This is a genomic window from Bacillus proteolyticus, from assembly GCF_001884065.1.
Lineage (GTDB): Bacteria > Bacillota > Bacilli > Bacillales > Bacillaceae_G > Bacillus_A > Bacillus_A proteolyticus.
Genome location: NZ_MACH01000093.1, coordinates 27,696 through 51,664, shown reverse-complemented (window position 1 = coordinate 51,664; position 23,969 = coordinate 27,696). Strand labels below are relative to the sequence as shown.

20 protein-coding genes, 2 pseudogenes and 4 other annotated features are annotated in these 23,969 nt (G+C 34.7%); of the genes and pseudogenes, 17 read left to right on the top strand and 5 right to left on the bottom strand.

Annotated features, from left to right (window positions below):
- Positions 1–147: 147 nt before the first annotated feature.
- The 3 genes from BAQ49_RS17050 to BAQ49_RS32365 all read left to right on the top strand — a co-directional run bounded on the left by BAQ49_RS17050 (position 148) and on the right by BAQ49_RS32365 (position 1,911).
- On the top strand, positions 148–639 hold the full coding sequence (locus BAQ49_RS17050) for a nitroreductase (RefSeq protein ID WP_071746331.1): 492 nt from the start codon (positions 148–150) through the stop codon (positions 637–639).
- A gap of 114 nt (positions 640–753) precedes the next feature.
- A complete protein-coding gene (locus tag BAQ49_RS17045; protein ID WP_071746330.1) occupies positions 754–1,179 on the top strand; it encodes an SMI1/KNR4 family protein in 426 nt (141 codons plus the stop codon).
- A gap of 57 nt (positions 1,180–1,236) precedes the next feature.
- Positions 1,237–1,911 carry a hypothetical protein gene (locus BAQ49_RS32365; RefSeq protein ID WP_071746329.1) on the top strand — a complete coding sequence of 225 codons (675 nt, stop codon included), beginning with the start codon at positions 1,237–1,239 and terminating at the stop codon, positions 1,909–1,911.
- Positions 1,912–1,941: 30 nt separating this feature from the next.
- Here the strand turns inward: BAQ49_RS32365 and BAQ49_RS17035 are convergent, their stop codons facing one another.
- The gene (locus tag BAQ49_RS17035; protein ID WP_071746328.1) at positions 1,942–2,445 is read right to left on the bottom strand and encodes a kinase; all 504 of its coding nucleotides are present in this window, start codon (positions 2,443–2,445) and stop codon (positions 1,942–1,944) included.
- A 201-nt stretch (positions 2,446–2,646) separates the two neighbouring features.
- Positions 2,647–2,877 (top strand) — a binding site (T-box leader).
- Positions 2,878–2,982: 105 nt separating this feature from the next.
- On the opposite strand from BAQ49_RS17035, the gene serS reads away from it, so the two are divergent.
- From serS to BAQ49_RS17020, 3 genes are all read left to right on the top strand, one after another.
- Entirely contained in the window at positions 2,983–4,257 is a 1,275-nt protein-coding gene (gene serS / locus BAQ49_RS17030; RefSeq protein WP_071746327.1) for a serine--tRNA ligase, read from the top strand.
- A 61-nt stretch (positions 4,258–4,318) separates the two neighbouring features.
- Complete coding sequence (locus BAQ49_RS17025) at positions 4,319–4,858, top strand: GNAT family N-acetyltransferase (protein WP_071746326.1); 540 nt, start codon at positions 4,319–4,321, stop codon at positions 4,856–4,858.
- A gap of 43 nt (positions 4,859–4,901) precedes the next feature.
- Positions 4,902–5,426, top strand: coding sequence for a cysteine hydrolase family protein (locus BAQ49_RS17020; protein WP_071746325.1), 525 nt, complete (start codon positions 4,902–4,904; stop codon positions 5,424–5,426).
- A gap of 118 nt (positions 5,427–5,544) precedes the next feature.
- Here the strand turns inward: BAQ49_RS17020 and BAQ49_RS17015 are convergent.
- From BAQ49_RS17015 to BAQ49_RS17005, 3 genes and pseudogenes are all read right to left on the bottom strand, one after another.
- Positions 5,545–5,733 (bottom strand): annotated as a pseudogene (locus tag BAQ49_RS17015) (IS4 family transposase); the annotation flags it as partial.
- Between the two features lie 213 nt (positions 5,734–5,946).
- Positions 5,947–6,291, bottom strand: a pseudogene (locus BAQ49_RS17010) (DUF6198 family protein); the annotation flags it as partial.
- 56 nt (positions 6,292–6,347) lie between these two features.
- Entirely contained in the window at positions 6,348–7,577 is a 1,230-nt protein-coding gene (locus tag BAQ49_RS17005) for an ATP-grasp domain-containing protein (protein WP_071746324.1), read from the bottom strand.
- Between the two features lie 123 nt (positions 7,578–7,700).
- Between BAQ49_RS17005 and BAQ49_RS17000 the strand changes: the two genes are divergently transcribed.
- Together BAQ49_RS17000 and BAQ49_RS16990 are read left to right on the top strand one after the other, a co-directional pair.
- Positions 7,701–8,798, top strand: coding sequence for a YheC/YheD family endospore coat-associated protein (locus BAQ49_RS17000; protein WP_071746323.1), 1,098 nt, complete (start codon positions 7,701–7,703; stop codon positions 8,796–8,798).
- Between the two features lie 278 nt (positions 8,799–9,076).
- Positions 9,077–9,607 carry a hypothetical protein gene (locus BAQ49_RS16990; protein ID WP_071746321.1) on the top strand — a complete coding sequence of 177 codons (531 nt, stop codon included), beginning with the start codon at positions 9,077–9,079 and terminating at the stop codon, positions 9,605–9,607.
- Between the two features lie 264 nt (positions 9,608–9,871).
- On the opposite strand, the gene BAQ49_RS16985 is transcribed toward BAQ49_RS16990, so the two are convergent.
- On the bottom strand, positions 9,872–10,309 hold the full coding sequence (locus BAQ49_RS16985; RefSeq protein ID WP_071746320.1) for a YndM family protein: 438 nt from the start codon (positions 10,307–10,309) through the stop codon (positions 9,872–9,874).
- Between the two features lie 151 nt (positions 10,310–10,460).
- Between BAQ49_RS16985 and BAQ49_RS16980 the strand changes: the two genes are divergently transcribed.
- The 9 genes from BAQ49_RS16980 (at position 10,461) to BAQ49_RS16935 (ending at position 23,847) form a co-directional block, all read left to right on the top strand.
- Positions 10,461–13,973 (top strand): DUF4020 domain-containing protein, encoded by a 3,513-nt coding sequence (locus BAQ49_RS16980; RefSeq protein WP_084667483.1) that lies wholly within the window; start codon positions 10,461–10,463, stop codon positions 13,971–13,973.
- Positions 13,974–14,080: 107 nt separating this feature from the next.
- Positions 14,081–14,317 (top strand) — a binding site (T-box leader).
- A gap of 54 nt (positions 14,318–14,371) precedes the next feature.
- Positions 14,372–14,606: a binding site (T-box leader), on the top strand.
- A 194-nt stretch (positions 14,607–14,800) separates the two neighbouring features.
- Complete coding sequence (locus tag BAQ49_RS16975; protein WP_001273572.1) at positions 14,801–15,877, top strand: bifunctional 3-deoxy-7-phosphoheptulonate synthase/chorismate mutase; 1,077 nt, start codon at positions 14,801–14,803, stop codon at positions 15,875–15,877.
- A 9-nt stretch (positions 15,878–15,886) separates the two neighbouring features.
- Positions 15,887–16,106: a binding site (T-box leader), on the top strand.
- Positions 16,107–16,159: 53 nt separating this feature from the next.
- Positions 16,160–17,332, top strand: a complete 1,173-nt coding sequence (aroC, locus tag BAQ49_RS16970; protein WP_071746318.1) for a chorismate synthase — start codon at positions 16,160–16,162, stop codon at positions 17,330–17,332.
- Between the two features lie 18 nt (positions 17,333–17,350).
- On the top strand, positions 17,351–18,451 hold the full coding sequence (gene hisC, locus BAQ49_RS16965) for a histidinol-phosphate transaminase (protein ID WP_071746317.1): 1,101 nt from the start codon (positions 17,351–17,353) through the stop codon (positions 18,449–18,451).
- Positions 18,444–19,544, top strand: coding sequence for a prephenate dehydrogenase (tyrA, locus tag BAQ49_RS16960; RefSeq protein WP_071746316.1), 1,101 nt, complete (start codon positions 18,444–18,446; stop codon positions 19,542–19,544). Before hisC ends, tyrA begins: the two co-directional genes overlap by 8 nt.
- Positions 19,545–19,559: 15 nt before the next feature.
- Positions 19,560–20,849 carry a 3-phosphoshikimate 1-carboxyvinyltransferase gene (gene aroA / locus BAQ49_RS16955; protein ID WP_071746315.1) on the top strand — a complete coding sequence of 430 codons (1,290 nt, stop codon included), beginning with the start codon at positions 19,560–19,562 and terminating at the stop codon, positions 20,847–20,849.
- A gap of 245 nt (positions 20,850–21,094) precedes the next feature.
- Positions 21,095–21,517 carry a GNAT family N-acetyltransferase gene (locus BAQ49_RS16950; protein ID WP_071746314.1) on the top strand — a complete coding sequence of 141 codons (423 nt, stop codon included), beginning with the start codon at positions 21,095–21,097 and terminating at the stop codon, positions 21,515–21,517.
- A gap of 296 nt (positions 21,518–21,813) precedes the next feature.
- The gene (locus BAQ49_RS16945) at positions 21,814–22,974 is read left to right on the top strand and encodes a GNAT family N-acetyltransferase (RefSeq protein WP_071746313.1); all 1,161 of its coding nucleotides are present in this window, start codon (positions 21,814–21,816) and stop codon (positions 22,972–22,974) included.
- 306 nt (positions 22,975–23,280) lie between these two features.
- Positions 23,281–23,847, top strand: coding sequence for a TetR/AcrR family transcriptional regulator (locus BAQ49_RS16935; RefSeq protein ID WP_071746311.1), 567 nt, complete (start codon positions 23,281–23,283; stop codon positions 23,845–23,847).
- The last annotated feature ends 122 nt before the right edge of the window (positions 23,848–23,969 follow it).

The following is a 23,969-nucleotide window of genomic DNA, read 5'->3' as shown; positions in this document are numbered from 1 at the left end:
AAGGAATAGGAATGGACGTTAGGAAAAATCAAATTGTAACGAAAAAGTTTAAATAATGGTATTAGATAATTTTTAGGTCATAACATGCATACAATGTCTAATTAAGTGAATTACGTACGTCGAAATTGCAAATAAGGAGGGATGTTTGTGGGGCAAATTGAACAAATGATGATTGTCGGCATTTCCATGTCTTTTATACTGTCCATTATGATATTAGGGTCTACATATTATAATCCTCGCCTTTGGTTAAATGATTATCCGAAAGAAATTCAAAAAGTAGTTTTGCCAAAATCGATAAATGAAAAAAAACAAACGTTTTATTTCGGAATTATTTACAATATTATTCTCTTCGGAACACCGTTTATTTCTACATATATACTACACCACCATGGAAAGTTATTGTATATTGAGGCCTATTTACATACTTTGGGGATTCTAATGATTTTCAATTTAGTAGATTTATTAATAATCGATTGGCTTATATTTTGCTGGATTACTCCAAGGTTTGTTGTTATTCCTAGTACAGAAGGGATGAAAGGGTATAAAGACTATATGTTTCACTTAAGAGGTGCAATAGCCGGAACACCATTTTTAGCAATTGTAAGTTTATTTTTGGCAGGAATCGCGACAACTATTTAGTATAAGGAAGAGGGAGATGAAACGTTAATACTTATACTTAAAGGAGAAAATAATGAGCCTTTTGATTAGAAAATTAGAAATTATGTTATTTAGGTTAAAGGATAGGTGTACCTCATGAAAGAAGTAAGAAAGATCATTCAAACTAGGAAAACAGGAGTAGACGAAATAGGTATAAAGGAAACTGAAGAAAAGTTAGGTGCTATTTTCCCAGAGCAGTATAGGCACCTTTTCAAATTAGTTAATAATGCTGAAATAGGAGAATGGACACTGTATCCTATTAAAGATAATAGAAATCTTAAAAAAACTTGGGATGATATTATTAGACAAAATGCTGAAATTAGAGATGAAGATATACCAAAAAACTTTATTATAATAGGTGATGATGGCTCAGGAGATAAACTGTGTTTCAAATCAAATAACGGAATAATGGGTGATATAATATATCTTTGGTATCATGAAGGTGCAGAGATTGAAGAATATGCCCCGAATTTAAAAGAGTTTATCATAACAACTGCTCAGGAAGATGACTTTGAGTGTTAATTTCCTTACAGGAAAAGTGAAAAGATTTTTTTGATTTAAATGAAGCGAGGATTAAATATGACAATGGAATTATATGGAACACATTACAATGAAATGAAAGGCTATAGAGTAATGGAAGGGAAAGATTCATATAATCATTATTTCGGTGGTCAAGATTGTGAATTACCACTATGTAAGTTATGCGGTGAGAAAATGCATCAAATCTTTAGTTTAGATTTGAAAAATGAGAGGCTTGCTGAACTTAAAAATGATGAAATGAATGTGTTACCATTCGTCTCTTGCTTGAATTGTGCGATGGTGTGGGAGCCGCAATATTTTCAATTAAGTAATGGGGGCAAAACGGTACAAATGATAAAGCAAGACAATACGGAAGAGTGGATTATGGAAGATGAGTATAAGCTACCGGTCAATCTTCCAAAAACTAATGTAAAGCTAACGAATATGAAAAATGAAGATATACCTACTGATGAAGATAGTTACTGGGAAGCTTTTGACTTATTCGGTTCGGAATATGTATGTAGATTGTTGGGAGCACCTTTATACGATGATGTTCCAGAAGATTTAGGATGTCCAACTTGTTCGAAAGAGATGAAATATGTTGCTACAATTACACAAGACCTTGAGGGACGGGAACTTATTTCAGTAGTTGATTTTCAGTTCGGCGAAATGAATATATATTATTATTTATGTAAAGAGTGTTCCGTTATGAAAACTGAAATACAAAGTACATAATAAAAATAAGACTGACTCATTCTGTCAGTCTTATTTTTGCATCGCAACATCATTCAGAATCGCATGAAATATATCTTTTTGCGTGAAATCATCTGTAAATACAGTTTCTCTAGCAACTTCAATTGTATCGTGCGAATTATACCATTTCCGTAATGCATCCTCACCAAATTCATGCCGTTTGTCCCTTGTGTTATGGCGTCTAAATGTTTCCTCCAATGATAGATCGAAGTAATATGTAAACGTATTTTCATCAAAATAATGTATTAATTTTTTCAGCATATCACCGTATCTATGACTGTTTAAAATACCTTCTAAAATAACAAATTCACATTTTCCTTTTCCGTACTTCGTAATTTCAAATAGTAAATCATGAGATAAGTTACTCATCGTGTCGTGTACTTTTAGCATATCTCTACGTACGACGTCTTGAGAGACTAGAAGTGTACCTTGGCCAAAATGTTCTTGCAGTTCTTTTGCGATTGTTGTTTTGCCACTTGCGGGGTTTCCTCGAAGAATGATTAAAGTTGATTTCAAATTCTCATCTCCAAATTGTTTTAGTAAGCGTTTCTCGCCAGTTTGTAGAAGTTATTGTTTTCAAAGTGATATGAGACATCGTAAATAACCTCCAGTTTATTTGTGGTTTGATTATATGAACTCTTTATTTTAAAGATACAATATTTTCTTGAAAAATAAACAGAATTATTGTAAAGTAATGATAATTAAATTTTATATTGTTTAAAAGCTATGAAAGGAAGTAGTAACAAGTATCTTTTCTTTTAGAGAGTCGGTGGGTGGTGTAAACCGATAGAAAGCGCTTGTGAATCCGTCCTTGAGCGAAATGTGGAACCCTTCAATATGAAGTTAGTAATCGTTTCCGGTTAAAAACCGTTAATTTTTTAAGTGGAAAGCTTATATTTTCTATGCTTTCAACTAGGGTGGCAACGCGGGTTAACTCTCGTCCCTTTTATAGGGACGGGAGTTTTTTGTGTTTTTTAGTGAAATTCCCTATCTTAAAAGCTTAATGTGAACGAAGACGGTGACATTAGTCACTTATTAAAGGAGAGATAAGATATGTTAGATGTAAAAGTATTACGTGCTAATTTTGAAGAAGTAAAGAAAAAATTGATTAATCGCGGTGGAAAGTTTCTTGAATTGGATACATTTGAAGAATTAGATCAAAATCGTCGTGAACTGTTAGTAAAAGTAGAAGAATTAAAAAGTAAACGTAATGGAGTATCTGAGCGTATTGCGAAGTTAAAGCGTGAAAAACAAGATGCTAATGAACTTATTAGTGAAATGCGTGAAGTAGGAGAAAGTATTAAAACATTAGATGATGAGTTACGTAATGTAGAAGAGGAATTGAATGCTATATTAATGGCATTACCAAATATACCTAATGAAACAGTTCCTATTGGAGCATTAGAAGATGATAATGTTGAATTACGTAAGTGGGGAGAAATAAACGAATTTTCATTTGAAGCAAAACCACATTGGGAAGTTGCTGAAAAATTAGGGTTATTAGATTTTGAGCGAGCAGCAAAAGTAACAGGAAGCCGCTTCGTATATTACAATGGCTTGGGAGCACGTTTAGAGCGAGCAGTAGCTAACTTTATGCTAGATTTACATGTTGAAGAACATGGATATACGGAAGTGATTCCACCGTTTATCGTAAATAGCGATAGTTTAATAGGAACCGGACAATTCCCGAAATTTAAGGAAGATGTATTTACATTAAAAGACACAGATTACTCTTTAATTCCAACGGCGGAAGTACCATTAGCGAACTATTATCGTGACGAAATATTAAATGATGCAGAATTACCTATTAATTTTACCGCTCATACGCCATGTTTCCGTTCTGAAGCCGGTAGTGCAGGACGTGACACGAGAGGACTTATTCGCCAGCACCAATTTAGCAAAGTTGAAATGGTTAAATATACTAAGCCAGAAGAATCATACGATGAGTTAGAAAAATTAACTGCGAATGCCGAAAGAGTACTACAATTGTTACGATTACCTTATCGAGTTATCGTATTATGTACAGCTGATATAGCATTTCCAGCTGCGAAAACATATGACATTGAAGTTTGGTTACCAAGTTATGGGGGATATCGTGAAATATCTTCTTGCTCAAACTGTGAAGATTTCCAAGCGCGTCGTGCAAGCATACGTTTCCGTCGTACACCAGGTGCAAAACCAGAATTTGTGCACACATTAAATGGTTCTGGGTTAGCTATAGGGCGTACAGTAGCAGCTATTTTAGAGAACTACCAACAAGAAGACGGCTCAGTTATAATCCCAGAAGTATTGCGTCCATACATGGGGGGAGTAGAGGTAATTAGATAAGAAAGATGTTGATGTAAAATAAAGTTTAACAGTTTATAAAATACTAGTAACGAGGTGCTACATGTTATTTCAAAACAATAATTTATCGGTTAGATATGTAATAGAAGAAGATGCACCTATCATCTCTAAATGGTTAACAGACCCAGAAGTCCTACAGTTTTATGAAGGAAGAGATAATCCGCAATCTGTAGAAGAGGTACTTGCTCATTTTATACATAATCCAAACAGTAATGAAAAAAGATGCTTAGTAGGATTTGATGATATGCCGATCGGTTACATTCAAATGTATCCAGTTGATTTTGAATGGAAAGCGTTATATGGATATGAAGAATCACAAAATGTATGCGGAATGGACCAATTTATCGGTGAACCACTCTTTTGGGGAAAGGGAATTGGAACAAAACTCGTTCAAGCAGCAATTACATACATTATGAAAGAAGTGGGTGCAGAAGCAATTGCAATGGACCCTAAAGTAAATAACGAACGTGCGATAAAGTGTTATGAAAAATGCGGATTTAAAAAAGTGAAGATTTTAAAGGAACATGAACTGCATGAGGGGAAATTAGAAGATTGTTGGATGATGGAATATAAACAATTATAATGATTTATGAAAGGGCTTATACAAACAAAGGGAGCTGTGTGAGATGAAAAAAGCATTAATAGTTATTGATGTGCAAGCGGGTATGTATACAGCGGGAATGCCAGTATATAATGGGGAAAGGTTTTTACAAACATTACAAGAACTTATTGGGGCATGTCGTTCAAATGATATTCCAGTTATTTATGTACAACATAACGGGCTGAAAGATCATCCTTTGGAAAAAGGGACAGATGGTTGGAAAGTGCATGCGGCAATCGCACCACAAGAGGGTGATAGTATCGTTGAAAAGACGACACCAGATTCATTCTATAAGACAAACTTAAACGAAGTGTTACAAGAAAAAGGAATTGAGCACGTAATAATTTCAGGAATGCAAACAGAGTACTGTGTGGACACGACAACGCGCAGAGCATGTAGTGAAGGGTACAAAGTAACGTTAGTGAGTGATGCGCATAGTACGTTTGATACTGATGTATTACGTGCTGAAGATATTGTGAAGCATCATAACGCAGTGTTTGGAGCATTTGCGGATGTTGTTGCATTTAAAGATTTGAAAGTGGAATCGTAAGTGGCTGTCTCTAAAAGAGTGGCCGCTTTTTTTATTTGAAAACAAGTTGTCGAAGTGAGTCGATAAATCGATTTCAAATAAAAAAATGCCGGAAAAGTTCGATTTACGGTCGATATAGAGTGAGGGAATCACTTGCTACGTGTTGATTAATCCAAATACATAAAGCGACCAAATCTCGAGCAACGTACTTACTTTTACGTTTTACGAAACCCGTCTCCTGCGCGAGCTGTTGAAGGATGTTTGGAGATAGAAATCACTGTAGTTTTTCAGCGAATAAATGAAACTCATCTTGAATCGATAAAGTCATACAAAACACCATCCTTTCTGTATATTTCAAAAAAAATAGCATCTTTTTTGATTATATGGATACAAATTAATCTTAGCTTGATAGCGATGTGGTGCTATCCCTCGAAGAAAAAATTCACTATCACAATCCGTATAATTAGTATTTTGCACTTCTCTACTAAATACACATCTACAAATTAGACATTCCCCTGTTCCTATACTTTATTATGACTCCTTAGGAAGTTTTCTCTGTTTTAAATACCCAGTGTAGAAGAGCTGGTTGATAATTTGGTATCATCCACTCAAAAATTTTGCCGATAAAATGGGCGGCAATTAGTGTACCGATTCTAATTGAGCCTAATGATTGAATGAAAATTACACATATTGTACCAGCCACACAAATATTTATTAAATCGCTTGAAATTTTTGCTTTACCGAATTTCAAATTAAATTTTTCACTAATTGCATAAGTTAACGCATCGTACGGCATTAATGGGAGTTTCGCTGGTGTATAGCCCATATAAAAATAGATGAGGAGTGATTTTTTTATTATGAATAATGACAGATTATAATAATTAGAGTTATAAGAGATGTGATTTTTAGTATATTTTCTCTGTTGGTGTATATATGTTGTTTTTATTCTTTTTGGATTTCAAATGAAATTTCTTTAGCTGCTTCTAAAGCTATTTTTTTCGCTTCTGTTTTAAAATTGGCTGCTGCTAAAACGTATCCACATCGATGTCCCATTGATGAAGGTGGTTTTAAGATAGTTCCTTTTTTAGGTTTTATATAAACTTTCTCTACACCAGGATATTTAGAACTACGGTTTTTCCCAGTAACTCGAATTAGTTTTCCTTTAGATTTAACTGTTAGGTAATGAGCGTACACATATTTATAATGTTTTTTATTTAGTGAAGTTTTATTTCCTAACATTAACTGAATAGTCTCTTGCACTAAGTTGATTCCATGTCCAATTTCAATTATGTCATTCATTGCTCCACCTGATATTCTGGGATTTATCTCAATTAATTTCCAAACATCTTTTATTCTCCGGAGTTCTAGATGACACGCTCCATTTTTCATATTAAAAGCCTGAATTACAGAGTTAACTGCATTGCAAAGACTATTGTATAGTCTTTTGTCTACCTGTCCTAGTAAAGAATAACCAGTAACAATAAAGCGTTCAAAAAGTGTAATTTCTTGTTCAATTACTGCTATAATATGGACTTTTCCATCTTGAACTAAAATTTCAACTAAGTACTGAGGTCCATCTATATATTCTTCAAGTAGAATTTCTTCATTAGGTAGTTTTTTTAAAAGACTTTGTATAGATAAGATTAATTGATCTTTATTTTTTACTAATAATACATCTTTGGATCCTGTTGATTTAGGGGATTTTACAATAAGAGGGAAATTCATCTCTTTAGTTTTTTCAAGAAAAGATGATAATGATTCTGTTGGTTTGTAAATTAAATATTTGAGTGAGATTGGTAATTCTTTAAGTACATTACGAGTTAATATTTTGTTTTCCATACGATAGATAGCTTTAGTAGATACAGTATGTGAGTTTGAGCAAAATTTTTCTGATAAACGCGCAGCCACATAAACATAAGGGTCAATAAAACTAAATATCCCTTTTATGTTTTTTCCTGATTTATTTAATTTTTCAATTGTTGTAATTATATTATCATAATCATTTATATCAGTGAAAATCATCTGATGTACATCAGGGAATATAGTGCGTTCATTAATAAATTTTGTTTTTTTAGTTAATAAAACAGTAAAGAAATTAAGTTTTTCAGCTGCTTTGATTGCTTCCCTACTTGATCCAGATTTATTTGTTTCAATGAAAACGATAGTATCCATTTTATGCCACCCTAACCTTAATTATTTTATAAACCCTTAGATTTATTATTTCTATAGGTAGAATATTAAAATGAGGCTAAGCTTGTTCTGGATTTTTCGAAAAATGGTTGAATGAGGAAGAACATGAATATATATATAATGAATTTGATATTTGTTTTGAAAAACATCTTTAGAAAGAAGGGAAGAAGAACTAACATGACTATAATTGGAATGCTTCATCATCGGAAAGATCCGAATGACGTAAAGAAAGCATATACTTATGCTGCTGTAGCTAAAGCTGAAGGTGTGGAATTTTTTTATTTTACTTTAGGGAAAGTAAATATAGAAACGAAGAAGATTTTAGGTAAAACTTATGAAAATGGTAATTGGATTGAACAAGAATTTTCTTTTCCAGATGTTATTTACAATGCAAGTGTTCATGTTAGTGATAAAAATCAGCAAATCTATGATTATCTACATGAAAAAGTTCCTTTTACAAGTCATTCAATTGGAAATAAATTAAGTGTATATAACAGAATAAATAGAGCAAAAAAATTTAAGCAATATCTTATTCCTTTTTATGAATTAAATGATGTTAATAAGTTTTTTGATATGATTAATCGTTATGAAAAACTTATTATTAAACCTATTTCTGGACATCAAGGTAGTGGTATTGTTTTCATTGAAAAAAATGGGATGAATTACAGTATGAATGAGTCAGAACAAATTTCATCTATTAATAAAAAACAATTACGGAGCTTTATATCTGATAAGATTCAAGAGCAAGGTTACATAGTTCAACAGTTTATTTCATGTCAAATGAAATCTGGTCATGTTTATGATTTCCGATTGCATGTTCAAAGAAATGGGGAAGGCAGGTGGGTTGTTACTTCTATATTCCCGAGAATAGGTCCATTAGGAAGTATTGTATCAAATATGGCTAAGGGTGGTTATAGTACTTATTTAGATGTTTTTTTAAAAGCCGAGTTTGATAACGATTGGTATAATATTAAAAGGTATTTAGAACGATTTGCAGTAACTTTTTCTAACCATTTTAATTCTTTATTTAGGGATGTATTATTCGATGAGTTAGGAATTGATGTAGGGATTGATAAAGATCAAAAATTGTGGTTATTTGAGGTGAATTGGAGACCAGGGGTACCTAATATATTTAATCTTGAACTAGATGTAGCTAGAAATTTAATTCACTATGCTAGATATTTGGCTGATAAATCTAAATAAGAAAAGAAAATAGAAAAATATAATCAAACCTAGAAACCTTTATATACCAATGTTTCTACTAATCTCTCTTTCTATATCCCCTATAAGGCTTTTCTCCATGCATTCCAAAATTCGGCGGATGCTGGACTGTCGCCAAGCCGACTTACCTAATACGAGAAAAATACCGGAACCCGGTAATACACCCTTCATTGTGGGTGGGGGCACATATTTATAAAAAAATACGCTTGTCCAATCCATTATCATTCTCCAGTCATTTAATATTACAAAGGGGGGAGAATATGGAAAACAATGAAAAAATCACGTTTCGATTTGTAAAAAAAGATGGAGAAGAAATTAATTTGGGAAATCTTGCTGATAAACGAAAAATTGTCATTGTCATTAATAATCAGATTACATTTGCACCGAATACAACACAAATTGCCAGTGGAGCCGGACAAAATAGTGCAGCAGGAAGTAATGCAGCAATCGATTCATCGAATACCCGACAGCAAGGAACGGTGGGCGCTGGAGGCGAAGCTATAAATAAAGGAATTAGTGGGGACCAGATTGAGCCGCATAAAAAGAAAAAAGAAACTTCGGATGAAGAGGAAGAATTTGTAATTATCATCAATAATCAAATTAATAAAACCCGTAAGGAACAGGCTGGTGCTACTCAAGTGGCAAGTGGTGGTGGAGAAGACAGTGCAGCGGGAACCAACGCTGCCATCGAAAGTTCTAATACCAAACAGCAACATGCAGTGGGAGGCGGAACGGATAGTTCGGCAGAAAATGCAGGTGAAGAAGGTGACCAAATAGAAAAATGCGATTAAAGAAAAGGGCAGAATCTGGATCTTCGGATACAGATTCTGCCTTTTTCTTTAATTAGTTATTACAGTTAAGATGGTTTACTCTCGATAAACACTGTTTTTTACTTTTTTAGAAGGGGTAGCACACATGCCATGCTCATCAACATTAGCGTTTTATTACACCAAAAAACAAAAAAATGTACAATTCCTCTTGGAGATGTCAATTTATTCATTTTGGGGTATTTGCTTTTTTTAGCTTGATGGCGATGGAGCTCCTTCATCAAAACATTACTTCTTTTTATCTTTATCCAACACATTCTGTTCTTCAGCAAACTCTGTACCGTATGCAAATCGGCGATTAATACGAATATTATCGTTGTTATGACGAGTACGTGAATGAGAAAAGCGATGGACGATTACTTCTGATAACGTAAAGACGATGGCAGAAAGGATACTGCCCCATGCGATTTGCATGTAGTTGTCTAATAAAATATTTCCGAAAATCCAAACGCTTAAATACGTAAGTAAGAAATCCGTCATAATGGCAGCAGAATCGCCAATTCGATTTAAAATGATTTTATCAACAAACATATAAGAAACGATTGTAACAAATAGACTAAAAGAAATAATTTGGACGAACGTAGCGGGAAAAAATAAAGCTAATCCGATACTAAAAGCGATAATACATGATATAAATTTGATTACTATTACAGTAAAATCATTCAATATTTACACCTCCGATTTATACATAGTTTTGCAATAAATTCAGGAGTTCATACATTGTTACGGATTTATTTAGATAAAACTTTTTCATGTTTGAAATTTTATCTAAATATTATAAAAACAACAAAAAAATGTTATAGTAAAATGAGAGTAGATGACATTTTTAGGTAAGGGGGAATCCGGAATGTGGATTACTTCAGAAGTAGAAATTCCTGATGAGTTAATTGATCATCTTGAACAAGGGAAGTTAGTACTATTCGTTGGAGCGGGAGTGTCTATGAAAGGGAAATCAAACTTACCGAATTTCGATGATTTAGTTGATGAAATTTCGAAAGCTTTATATGTCGAAAAACGTGAGATGACAGAACCACACGATTATTATCTTGGTAAAATTGCGAAAACGAAAGATGTACACCAAGTTGCAAGAGATCTTGTTAATATAGAAAAATCAAAACCGAATCCATTACATTATGCCATTCCAAGGTTGTTCCCGTTAGATACGGATGTTCGCATTGTAACGACAAACTTTGATCAACATTTTACGTATGCAATTAAGGAAATGAATAGAGAGCTAAATATTTATTATGCACCTGCATTACCGACAGGGAGAGCGTTTAAAGGCTTAGCTTACATACATGGGAATATAGAGCAGGAGAAAGAAGCTTTAATTTTAACAGATGGTGATTTTGGAAGGGCTTACTTAACGGAAGGTTGGGCGAGGAGATTTTTAGTTGATTTATTCTCGAATTACACCGTTTTATTCGTTGGGTATAGTCATAATGACCCAGTAATGAAATATTTAGCAACAGGTTTACCACCGAGTACAAGGCGTTATGCTTTCGTCGCACAAGGTGATAATACATACCATTGGGAGCATTTGGGAATAAGGCCGATTGTGTATCCAAATAAAGCAAATAATCATCAATCACTTGTGAAAGCGGTGAAACGATGGGCGGAATTAATGGGAGATAATTATATTACGAAAAGAATGCGTATTCGTGATATTGTAACTGTTCCTCCCTCAGTAGAGCAGGAGCAATTATCCTATATAAAACAGTCAATAAAAAAAATAGAAACCGTTCGGTATTTTGTTGAATTTGCTCGTGATTATGAATGGGTGGAATGGCTTGAAGCAGAAGGTAAACTAAGAAATTTATTTCTGCTTACAGCAAAGTATGATGAAGTTGATGAATTACTTGCGGAATGGTTAGTGGAGCAATTTCTATTTAGTCATCAAAAAGAACTGTTTCAATTGATTTTTAAAAATTATTCTAAAATATCCCCGTTATTATGGCGAACAATTTGCACTTACTTAAACGAAACGAAAGAAATGATGGATCCTTTGTTGTTTGCAAGATGGACATTGCTTTTATTAGAAACGGCAGAGAAAGATAGTAGCTCAATTGAAATGATCTCATATTTATTGCAAAAATGTTCTTTCCCTGAACATAAAGAAATTGGATTGTTGTTGTTAACATTTATTTTGGACGGGAAACTTAAACTGAAGCGTGTAAGAAGATGGGGAAATGATACGCAAGAGTCGATAGAACTCGAAGAATCGAGTCGTTTGCCAGTGCCTATTTTTTCTCATGTGGAGCGAGTTTGGAAAGAGAAAATGAGACCACATATTGCGTACTATGCAAATCCGATTATGGTTATGGGATTAGAAAAGATACAACTATTATCATTAAGACAACATGCGCTAAAAAAAAGAGATAGAGAAATTTTGGTGCAGGAGTTACAACAAAATGACTTCACATTTTTAATTCAAATTGTAAAAGAGTGTCTTACATATTTATGTGAAAACAATGAGAATAAAGCAAATTATTATATTACAGAAATGATAGAAACGGAAAGTGTACTTCAAAAGCAAATTGCGATTGAAGCAATGATTAAAAATGTATTCGTTACAGCGGATGACAAACTGAAATGGTTGTTACATGCAGATGTTCTTTTAGATTTCACATGTAAACATGAGGTTTTTCAACTTTTAAAGAGTTATTATGTAGATGCTTTAAAAGAAACGAAAGAAGAAGTAGTTCAATATGTATTAGAGTACCTTGCGGAAGAGAGGGCGTTTGATGCGTGTCTCATCTTAGACTTATTATTTACATGCGATTCAAATAGTCAATGCACGATAGATGGATATAAATTAATGAAACAGAAACACCCTCATTTTTCTTCTGATCGATACAGTATTCCAAAGAAAGAGTCAAATGAACAACGTATTACATGCAATGTAACAGCGGATGGATTACTGCAGCTGAAAGACGATGAAATAGTGGAGCAAGTGTGGCAATTTTCACAAGATGGTGTTTTTGAACAACGTCATTTTTTAGAGATGCTATCAAAAGCGTGTAAATTGAATGTAGAGTGGAGTATTTCGTTTGCATACCAACTAGTAGGCGTACACGAAATAAGTAATGAAGTATGGTTTGTTTGTATTAGAGAGTGGCGAAATAATAGGAATTTGACGAATGAGCAAATTCAAAAGATGATACCGTTATTACAGAAATTTGTTAGAAACACCGCGTTTCATTGGTTAATTAGTAGTTTTCTATATGAAATTAGTAATCGATTAGAAGAGTTAGATGTAAAAAGTATACGAGTTGTAAAGCGCTTTGCTTTTTCAGTATTTCCACAAGTTATGAGAGGGGAAACAGATTTTAAGATTGGAAAACAAGAGTTTTACAATGAATCTATACAGCATCCTGTTGGAAAGATGACAGCTGTATTACTAAAACTTTTAGCATATGATCATTTATACGATCGTAATGTGTATGAATATTTATTTTTATTTGAGGAACAGGTAAGGGTTACTTCGGATAGAACGAAATATATGTTTGCTCGTTTAACAGCAGATATTACGTTTTTATATCATATTGAGAAACAATGGTGTCGAAAATATCTTTTACCGTACTTAGATTTAAAGAAAGAAAGTGAGCTTACGAAATATGCGTGGGCAGGATTATGTTATACGCAAATTAATGTACCTTTATTTACAGAGATAAAGAAATATATTAAGTATGCGGTAGAGCATATAGATGTACTTCACCCCCATACGAGAGAAGCGTTTTTAAAATGGCTTAGCTTTGTATTTATTAAATGCGTATTATATTGGGAGCAAAAAACAGATTGGTTATATCCATTTTTTATGCAAGAAAATGAAGAGAATAAAATTAAATTTATGCAGTATTTATGCTATTACGTAAAAACGTTAAGTGGCAAGGAACAACAAAAATTTTGGACAGCTTGGCTTAGTGGTTTTTTAAGGGAGCGTCCGAAAATAGGTGTAATAACAACGAGAGAACATGTCATGTTCTTACGCATTATTTTATGTATGGATGAGGTTTTAGAAAAGGGACTAAATATTATTTCGAGTAAATTTCAGGGTGTGGAAGGGCAATGTAATCAAAAAGAAATGAAACAGTTATTTATAGAGATACTTGAAAAGAACGAGAGTATGAAAGCGTATAAAGGATTGTTTGCAGATGTGTTTTTTACTTTACTTCAGACGTGCCAAGAAGCAGATTTACTTGAAAATGAAATCATACAAATAAAAGAATTATTAATCCAGTATGGAGTAGAAAAACACGTGTTAAATTTAATAGAAAATGAGATAATTCGCATCGGAATTGTAATGGGGAATTTACAAGAGGAATTATAGGGCGAAAACGGAAATTTAAAAAATAAATAAAAAGTTGTTGACAGTGTTTTGAAAAGCGTTCTATAATACGAATCATACTTATTCAATTTCAAACACATTTGAATAAACAAAGTGCAATGAAGAGATCACAGTAGTGGTTAGTCTTACTGTAACAGAGAGCTGGTGGGTGGTGTGAACCAGTACAGGGATAATCATGAATTACAGTCTTGGAGCATCTTTTTCGTAGTAAAGATAGCATTGTCTTTATGAAGAAAGAGCGGTCAATTGATCGTTAACAGTGAAGAGAGGTAGACGGAAAGTTAGTCTACAACTAGGGTGGTACCGCGATAAATATCGTCCCTACTGATTTATTCAGTAGGGACTTTTTGTATTTTGACGGTCCAACTTGAAAATATAATAAACATGCGTTGAAAGGAAAAGAAGTAGTTGTTGTTTCCCTGTAACAGAGAGCTGGTGGGTGGTGCGAACCAGTACAAAAACAAGAGCGAATTACAGTCCTGGAGCATCTTTTTCGTAGTAAAGATATGTATCTTTATGAAGGGAAAGACGGTCACATTGATCGTTAACAATGAAGAGAGGTAGACGAAATAAGTCTACAACTAGGGTGGTACCGCGATAAATATCGTCCCTACTGATTCAATCAGTAGGGCTTTTTTGTACAAAAAAGTGCCTTATTAACTAGTAGTTAGTGTCTTTATGGTAATTATTAGTTTAAAATAAGAAGAGGTATCGATTCCACTTTAAATTTGTATAATTAACCAGTTCAGAAAATAGAGAATTTTTTATTCTCTTACTATACTTTTAAAACATTAGAGGAGGATTTCCAAATGGCAAATCACGAATTAGATCAATTACGTAAACAGGTAGATGAAATTAACTTACAACTATTACACTTATTAAACAAACGCGGTGAAATCGTTCAAAAAATCGGGGAGCAAAAACAAGTACAAGGTACGAAACGTTTTGATCCAGTACGTGAGCGTGAAGTACTGGATATGATCGCAGAGCATAACGAAGGACCATTCGAAACGTCAACAGTTCAACATATTTTCAAAACGATTTTCAAAGCAAGCTTAGAATTACAAGAAGATGATAACCGTAAAGCGTTACTAGTATCACGTAAAAAGAAAAAAGAAAATACAATCGTTAATGTGAAAGGCGAATTGATTGGAAACGGAACACAAACGTTCATTATGGGACCTTGTGCGGTAGAAAGCTTAGAGCAAGTTCGCCAAGTAGGGCAAGCAATGAAAGACCAAGGTTTAAAATTAATGCGCGGTGGTGCTTTCAAACCAAGAACATCTCCATACGATTTCCAAGGTTTAGGAGTAGAAGGTTTACAAATTTTACGCCAAGTAGCAGATGAGTTCGACTTAGCGATTATTAGTGAAATTTTAAATCCGAACGATGTGGAAATGGCATTAGAATACGTTGATGTAATTCAAGTTGGCGCACGTAACATGCAAAACTTCGATTTACTACGAGCTGTAGGTAAAGTTAACAAGCCAGTATTACTAAAACGTGGGTTAGCAGCAACAATTGATGAGTTCATTAATGCAGCGGAATACATTATTGCGCAAGGTAACGACCAAATTATTTTATGTGAGCGTGGTATTCGCACATACGAAAGAGCGACACGTAACACATTAGATATTTCAGCAGTTCCGATTTTAAAGAAAGAAACACATTTACCAGTTATTGTAGACGTAACACATTCAACTGGACGTAGAGATTTATTATTACCAACAGCGAAAGCGGCACTTGCAATTGGAGCAGATGCAGTAATGGCAGAAGTACATCCAGACCCAGCAGTTGCGTTATCAGATTCTGCGCAACAAATGGATATTCCAGAATTCCATAGATTCATGGATGAGTTAAAAGGTTTCAAAAATAAATTATCTTAATTCCATATCATATATGCGCTGAAGAGGAAACAGTAGTGCTTATCTCACTGTTAAAGAGAGCTGATGGTCGGTGTGAATCAGCACAAAGGTAAGCATGAATTACAGCCTTGGAGCATCTTTCTCGCCAACTTTTGGAGGGAAAGACGGTCAAACGATCGTTAAAGAAGAAGAGAGGTAGACGATAGTTGTCTACAACTAGGGTGGTACCGCGATAAACATCGTCCCTACTGAGCGCTCAGTAGGGACTTTTTTGTACAAAAAAATAGTAGAGGGGCAAGAGAAATGAGATACATTACAGCTGGAGAATCACATGGTCCGCAGTTAACAGTTATTTTAGAAGGTGTACCGGCAGGTTTAACATTAACAGCGGAACATATTAATAAAGAATTATTAAGAAGACAAAAAGGACATGGGCGCGGAAGACGCATGCAAATTGAAACAGATACGGTTGAAATTGTAAGTGGTGTTCGTCACGGGATGACACTTGGCTCACCGATTACGTTAATCGTAAAAAATGATGATTTCAAACATTGGACGAAAGTAATGGGTGCAGACCCGATTTCAGAGCAAGAAAGTAAAGAAATGAAACGCACAATTACAAAACCACGTCCAGGACATGCAGATTTAAACGGAGCTATTAAATACGGTCATCGTGACATAAGAAACGTATTAGAGCGCTCATCTGCAAGAGAAACGACAGTTCGTGTAGCTGCTGGTGCAGTTGCGAAACAAATTTTGAAAGAATTAGATGTAGAAATCGCAGGACATGTTCTTGAAATTGGTGGAGTAAAAGCGAAGCCTATTACTCACTTGCCGATAGAAGAAATTCAAACGATAACTGAAAATTCACCTGTTCGATGTTTAGATAAAGAAGTAGAACAAGAGATGATGGATGCGATCGATAATGCGAAAAGTAGTGGAGATTCAATCGGTGGTATTGTCGAAGTCATTGCAGAAGGTATGCCAATTGGTGTTGGTAGCTACGTTCATTACGACCGCAAATTAGATGCAAAACTTGCCGGTGCTATTATGAGCGTGAATGCGTTTAAAGGTGCTGAGATCGGAATTGGTTTTGAAGCGGCAAGACAGCCGGGAAGTAAAGTGCACGATGAAATTATGTGGGATGAAGAAAATGGATACACAAGAAAAACAAATAACGCCGGCGGTTTAGAAGGCGGTATGACAACAGGAATGCCAATTGTCGTAAGAGGCGTAATGAAGCCAATTCCTACATTATATAAACCGTTAGCAAGCGTTGATATTGATACGAAAGAAGCATTCCAAGCGAGTATTGAAAGATCTGATAGTTGCGCAGTGCCGGCAGCAGGTGTTGTCGCTGAATCTGTTGTAGCATGGGAACTTGCAGATGCACTAGTCGAACAATTCGGAAAAGATCGCATGGAACTATTAAAGCAAAATATTACGCAACATAACAAATACGCAAAAGAATTTTAATAAAAGGGTGGGTTTAACGTGCAAGTAAAAGATCAACTATCATCATTACAACCATATAAACCAGGTAAATCACCAGAACAAATGAAAGAAGTGTACGGAGATCATTCATTTGTGAAATTAGCATCGAATGAAAATCCATTCGGTTGTTCACCACGTGTTTTAGAAGAATTGCAAAAGTCGTGGTTGGAACATGCTTTATATCCTGACGGAGGTGCTACAACGCTCCGTCAAACAATCGCAGAGAAATTACATGTTCAAATGGAACAAATACTTTGCGGTAGTGGTTTGGATGAAGTCATTCAAATAATAAGTCGCGCCGTGTTGCGAGCTGGAGATAACATTGTAACGGCTGGCGCAACATTCCCACAGTACCGTCATCATGCAGTTATTGAAGGCTGTGAAGTGAAAGAAGTTGCTTTAAATAACGGTGTATACGACTTAGATGAAATTTCGTCAGCAGTTGATAACAATACGAAAATCGTTTGGCTTTGTAATCCGAACAACCCCACAGGCACATATGTGAATGAGCAAAAATTGACTCAGTTCATTGAAAGCATTAGTGAAAATACGTTAATTGTCATTGATGAAGCGTACTATGAATACGTAACAGCAAAAGATTTCCCTGAGACATTACCGCTTTTAGAAAAACATAACAACATTCTTGTACTTAGAACGTTTTCTAAAGCGTACGGATTAGCCTCTTTCCGCATTGGTTATGCGATTGGACAGGAAGAGTTAATCGAGAAATTAAATGTCGTACGTTTGCCATTTAACGTATCTTCATTAGCGCAAAAAGCAGCAACGGTTGCATTTAACGATGAAGCATTTATTAAAGAAATTGTACGTGTTAATACAGAGGGAATACAACAATATGAAAGTTTTTGTAAGGAAAACGAAATTCCATTTTATCCGTCGCAAACAAATTTCATTTTCTTGACGGTAGATAATGGTGGAGAGATTTATGAAGCTTGTGCACACGCAGGGTTTATTATTCGTCCGTTCCCGAATGGTGTCCGTATTACAGTCGGCACAAGGGAGCAAAATGAAGGAGTGATTTCAGTGTTAAAACAACACTTTGAAAATAAAAAAAGTAAGTCTCGAGATGAGGCAGATGTGTAAAAAGGTAGTATTAATTGGAACAGGTTTAATAGGAGGTTCTCTCGCATTAGCAATTAAGAAAGAACACGAAGTAACGATAACAGGTTACGATATATTTAAAGAGCAAGTAGAGCGTGCCAAAGAATTACACGTAGTAGATGAAGTAGCAGTTGATTTACAGCGTGCATGTGAAGAGGCACATTTAATTGTTTTTGCTTCTCCAGTTGAAGAAACGAAGAAGCTATTACACAAACTTGCGTCATTTCGTTTACGAGAAGATGTTATAGTGACTGATGTTGGTAGTACAAAAGGGTCTATTATGAACGAAGCGGAAGCTTTATTTTCAAAGGAAGTTTCTTTCATTGGTGGACATCCGATGGCGGGTTCTCATAAAACGGGAGTTGAAAGTGCAAAGGCACATTTATTTGAAAATGCATTTTATATTTTAACACCGATGAACCATGTGCCAAATGAACAAGTGGAAGAACTAAAAGGTTGGTTAAAAGGAACAGGATCACATTTTCTTGTTTTAAATACGGAAGAACACGATTATGTAACAGGAATTGTTAGTCATTTTCCGCATCTTATCGCAGCAGGTTTAGTAAAGCAAGTTGAGAAACATGCAGGAGATAATCCACTCATTCATCAACTAGCTGCTGGCGGATTTAAAGACATTACACGCATTGCATCTAGTAGCCCGAAAATGTGGAGTGATATTGTAAAGCAAAATCGCGGGCATTTATTGGAACTATTAGAAGAATGGATCTCAGAAATGGAAGAGTTATATAAGACTGTTTCTAAAGGAGATGCAGGTGAAATACAAAACTATTTCGCTGACGCAAAAGAATACCGTGATTCTTTACCAGTGCGAAAAAGAGGTGCAATTCCTGCCTATTATGACTTATACGTCGATGTTTTAGATAAAGTAGGGGCCTTAGCTCATATTACGAGTATTTTAGCAGAAGAGGAAATTAGCATTACAAACTTGCAAATTTTAGAAGCACGCGAAGGATTGCTCGGGGTACTTAGAATTAGCTTCCAAAGAGAAGAAGATCGTATGAAGGCAAAGCTGGCGCTAGGAAAAGAAGAATACCAAACGTATGAAACAATTTAAAAAGAGGGTGATAACGTGAAAGAAACTACAATACAAACAGTAACTAACGGATTGAATGGAGCAATTACAATACCTGGTGATAAATCCATTTCGCACCGTGCTGTCATGTTCGGTGCGATTGCAGAAGGAAAAACAACAATTAAAGGGTTCCTACCTGGTGCAGATTGTTTAAGTACAATTTCTTGTTTTAAAGAAATGGGAGTAGACATTACGCAAAATGGTGATGAAGTCACTGTAGTTGGGAAAGGATTAGAAGGTTTACAAGAGCCGAAAACTGTATTAGATGTTGGTAATTCTGGTACAACAATTCGATTAATGTCAGGTATATTAGCAAACACACCATTTTTCTCTTGCGTACAAGGTGATGCGTCTATCGCAAAAAGACCGATGAAGCGTGTCACAAACCCGTTAAAACAAATGGGCGCAAACATTGATGGTCGAGAAGAAGGAACATTTACACCGCTCACAATACGTGGCGGAGATTTAAAAGCAATTGAATATATTTCTCCTGTTGCAAGTGCACAAGTAAAGTCAGCTATTTTACTTGCAGGTCTTCGTGCAGAAGGTGTAACAGCTGTTACAGAACCACATATTTCACGCGACCATACGGAAAGAATGCTTGAAGCATTTGGTGTTAACGTAACTCGCGAAGGGAAAACAGTGAAGCTGTCAGGTGGACAAAAATTAACAGCAACAGACATTCAAGTGCCAGGTGACGTATCATCAGCAGCATTTTTCTTAGTAGCAGGTGCAATCATCCCAAATAGTAAACTAGTATTACAAAATGTAGGAATGAATCCAACTCGTACAGGTATTATAGATGTTTTAGAGAAAATGGGTGCTACGTTCACTGTAGAGCCAATTCATGAAGGTGCATCAGAACCAGCTGCAAACATTACAATTGAAACATCTTCATTAAAAGGGATTGAAATTGGTGGAGATATTATCCCAAGATTAATCGATGAAATTCCTGTTATCGCTTTAGCGGCAACACAAGCAGAAGGTATTACAGTTATTAAAGATGCACACGAGTTAAAAGTAAAAGAAACAAACCGTATTGATACAGTCGTTGCGGAGTTAACGAAACTAGGAGCTCGCATAGAAGCAACTGATGACGGCATGATTATATACGGAAAATCAGCTCTAAAAGGCAATACAGTAAATAGTTATGGTGATCACCGCATTGGAATGATGCTTGCGATTGCCGGCTGCATTGCTGAAGGAGAAACAACAATTGAAGATGCAGAAGCAGTTGGAGTATCATACCCTACATTCTTCGAAGAACTTCAAAAGTTAGCGAAATAATAGGATGAAAAGCAGATATACAGTATAAATATACATTAAGCTCGTAAGGACATTATAAGCAAGCTACTTATAATGTTAAAAATGAACTATTTAACAACAATAGTACTTTTGAGACAAGGTTTTTCCCTTAACGTTGAAAAGAAGCCGAACAAGAAGAGCGGTACCTATTGATTTTAATCGTTTTCATTTAATTAATAAACTGGACAATTGATAAAACATTTCAACTTAGAAAGGAAAAAATATTTATGATAGTAGAAATCGTAAATAATCAACAACAATTAGAAGATGCTTACGCTATTCGACAAAAGGTTTTTATAGAAGAACAACAAGTCGATGTAGAAGAAGAAATCGATGAACATGACAAAACCGCTACTCATTTTGTGTTATACGATAATAGCAAGCCAATTGGAGCTGGACGTTTTCGTATTGTAGATGGCGTTGGTAAAATTGAACGAATTTGTGTAGTGGCAACTGATCGCAAAGCAGGTTCTGGAAAATTAATTATGAATGAAATTGAGAAGTTTGCACAAAATCAGGGCATTTCTAAAGTGAAATTGAATGCCCAAAAACATGCAATTGGTTTCTATGAAAACTTAGGGTATGAAAGTATTTCTGAAGAATTTATAGATGCGGGTATTCCTCATCGCACAATGATTAAGAATCTGTAAATAGAACGATAATGCGGGGGATTAATTTTCTATAACTTTACAACGAGAAAAATCACCCTAATATTATTTAAAGTGGTAAATGTGCCTTTGTAAGTCATATTAACTAACTAAAGCTTAATTTCTCCCTTACTATACCGAGAAATTAAGCTTTTTTATTATGGGATTTACTTGACGTTGTAAATCCGTATTTTCCTACCAATCTTATCTGGGATTCAAAACGTTGATATATTTCTAATCATCAACCCGAAACATTCAAAATGATAGTACAATACATATAGGGAATGGGGGAGAAAAAGATGAACGTCATACAATTAAAAGAAGATAAATTCAGAGAAGCATTATGTTTATCAGAATACGCTTTTCAATATAAAGCAGATGAGGAACGAGTGCAGCAACAAATGACTCGAATGAAAGAAAGTCATGAAATATACGGCATTATGGAAGGGGAAGACTTAGCAGCAAAATTGCATCTTATTCCGTTTCATATTTACATAGGCACAGAAAAATTTAAAATGGGAGGCGTTGCAGGGGTAGCGACGTATCCGGAATATAGAAGAAGTGGGTATGTAAAAGAGTTACTTCAGCATTCACTGCAAACGATGAAAAAAGCTGGTTATACAGTATCGATGTTACATCCATTTGCTGTTTCATTTTACCGCAAATACGGCTGGGAGCTTTGTGCAAATCGCCTTGTATGTCATATGGAGAAGAGCGATTTGATTATGAAAAAACAAGTAAATGGTATTGTGAAACGTTTTAATAAAGAAAACCATCCAGAAGAAGTAGAGAAAATTTATGAAACATTTGCAGAACGCTTTTCAGGTATGCTAGTTCGCAGTGAAAAATGGTGGTTACAAGCGGTCTATCATGATTTAACATTAGCGATTTACTATGATGAAAATAAAACGGCAGCTGGTTACGTGTTATATAAAATAGAAAATTATAAAATGACAGTAGAAGAATTTGTTCCACTGCATAATGAAGCGAGAAATGGCCTATGGAACTTTATTTGCCAGCATGATTCTATGATTAAAGAAGTTGAAATGATATTAAGTGAGAAAGAACCGTTGTTATATACATTGCAAGAGCCACGCGTGAAGGCAGAAATAAAACCATATTTTATGGGAAGAATTGTAGATGTGGAGCAGTTCTTAAAACAATATGAGTTGAACTGGAACGATGCGCAGCAAGAATTGATTTTACACGTTACAGATTCATTTGCTCCGTGGAATAACGTAACGGTGAGACTTGCAAATCAGGAAATAACAATTATGAAAGAAGAAACAATAGATAAAGGAATTAAGCTGGACATTAATGCGCTATCTACAATAATGTTTGGCTATAAACGTCCGTTAGAGCTAAGTAAGCTTGAATTAATTAGTGGAAGCGAAGAGGAGATACGAACATTTGAGAATGTAGTCCCGGTGCGTGAAGCGTTTATTTATGATTTCTTTTAATTGTATATTTGAAAGTGAACTGTACCAAATAAAGTTTTGGTACAGTTCACTCTTATTTTGTTGTTTTTTGTCGTTAAGTCGATATATCTTGAAAATCGCTGATAAAATTTGAGTTGCGCTGATATATTCTGAAAATCGCCGATAAAATTCGAGTTGCGCTGATATATCTTGAAAATCGCCGATATAATTTCACTCACAGATATGGGATTAAAAAACGTAACTGTGTAGCACACTTGACTTTTAATCCATGTAATTTATAATTAAAAACGGAATGAATTTTCATTCCTGAAAATTGAGGTGGGAAAAGTGGCTAAAAACAAACAAGAGGATATTTTTGATGCTGCGATACAACTTTTCGCAGAGCGTGGTTACGATGGTACGACAATTCCGATGATCGCTGAAAAAGCAAAAGTCGGCGCTGGTACTATTTATCGCTATTTTGAAAATAAAGAGGCACTCGTTAACTCATTATTTTCAAAAAGCATGTTGCAATTATCTGAAATACTAAAAACTGATTTTCCTGTTGAAGCAAATATTCGTGAACAGTTTAGTCATATTTATAACCGTTTATTTGAATTTGCGAGAAACAATGTGGATGCTTTTCTTTTTACAAATTCTCACTGTGATAGTTATTTTCTTGATGAACAGAGTAACAAAATATTTGACGATTTTATAGGCTTCTTTATGAATATTATAGAAGATGGAATCGCAAAAGGTTTTCTTCGTCCATTGCCTCCAGTTGCTTTAATTATTATTGTATATCAACCGTTAGAAAAATTAACTAAAGTAATGGCAACAGGGCAATTAGAATACTCAAAAGAATTAGTAAAAGAATTGGAAGAGAGCTCTTGGAATGCTATTAGAATCATTTGATTCTATAGCTCTATATGGACAGGAATGAACATTCATTCCTAAACAAATATAAAAAACGATTACAGGAGATGATATATCTGTACGGTTAAAGGAATGAATATTCATTCCTTAGGTAGTGGTTT

Bases quoted from the DNA above. Each gene is read 5' to 3' on its own strand.
- tyrA (WP_071746316.1), top strand. From the start codon at position 18,444: ATGTGTAAAAAGGTAGTATTAATTGGAACAGGTTTAATAGGAGGTTCT.
- serS (WP_071746327.1), top strand. From the start codon at position 2,983: ATGTTAGATGTAAAAGTATTACGTGCTAATTTTGAAGAAGTAAAGAAA.
- BAQ49_RS16980 (WP_084667483.1), top strand. From the start codon at position 10,461: ATGACATTTTTAGGTAAGGGGGAATCCGGAATGTGGATTACTTCAGAA.
- BAQ49_RS17005 (WP_071746324.1), bottom strand. From the start codon at position 7,577: ATGGATACTATCGTTTTCATTGAAACAAATAAATCTGGATCAAGTAGG.
- BAQ49_RS32365 (WP_071746329.1), top strand. From the start codon at position 1,237: ATGACAATGGAATTATATGGAACACATTACAATGAAATGAAAGGCTAT.
- BAQ49_RS16945 (WP_071746313.1), top strand. From the start codon at position 21,814: ATGAACGTCATACAATTAAAAGAAGATAAATTCAGAGAAGCATTATGT.
- BAQ49_RS17000 (WP_071746323.1), top strand. From the start codon at position 7,701: ATGAATATATATATAATGAATTTGATATTTGTTTTGAAAAACATCTTT.
- BAQ49_RS16950 (WP_071746314.1), top strand. From the start codon at position 21,095: ATGATAGTAGAAATCGTAAATAATCAACAACAATTAGAAGATGCTTAC.
- BAQ49_RS16990 (WP_071746321.1), top strand. From the start codon at position 9,077: ATGGAAAACAATGAAAAAATCACGTTTCGATTTGTAAAAAAAGATGGA.
- BAQ49_RS17020 (WP_071746325.1), top strand. From the start codon at position 4,902: ATGAAAAAAGCATTAATAGTTATTGATGTGCAAGCGGGTATGTATACA.
- aroC (WP_071746318.1), top strand. From the start codon at position 16,160: ATGAGATACATTACAGCTGGAGAATCACATGGTCCGCAGTTAACAGTT.
- BAQ49_RS17045 (WP_071746330.1), top strand. From the start codon at position 754: ATGAAAGAAGTAAGAAAGATCATTCAAACTAGGAAAACAGGAGTAGAC.
- BAQ49_RS16975 (WP_001273572.1), top strand. From the start codon at position 14,801: ATGGCAAATCACGAATTAGATCAATTACGTAAACAGGTAGATGAAATT.
- BAQ49_RS17025 (WP_071746326.1), top strand. From the start codon at position 4,319: ATGTTATTTCAAAACAATAATTTATCGGTTAGATATGTAATAGAAGAA.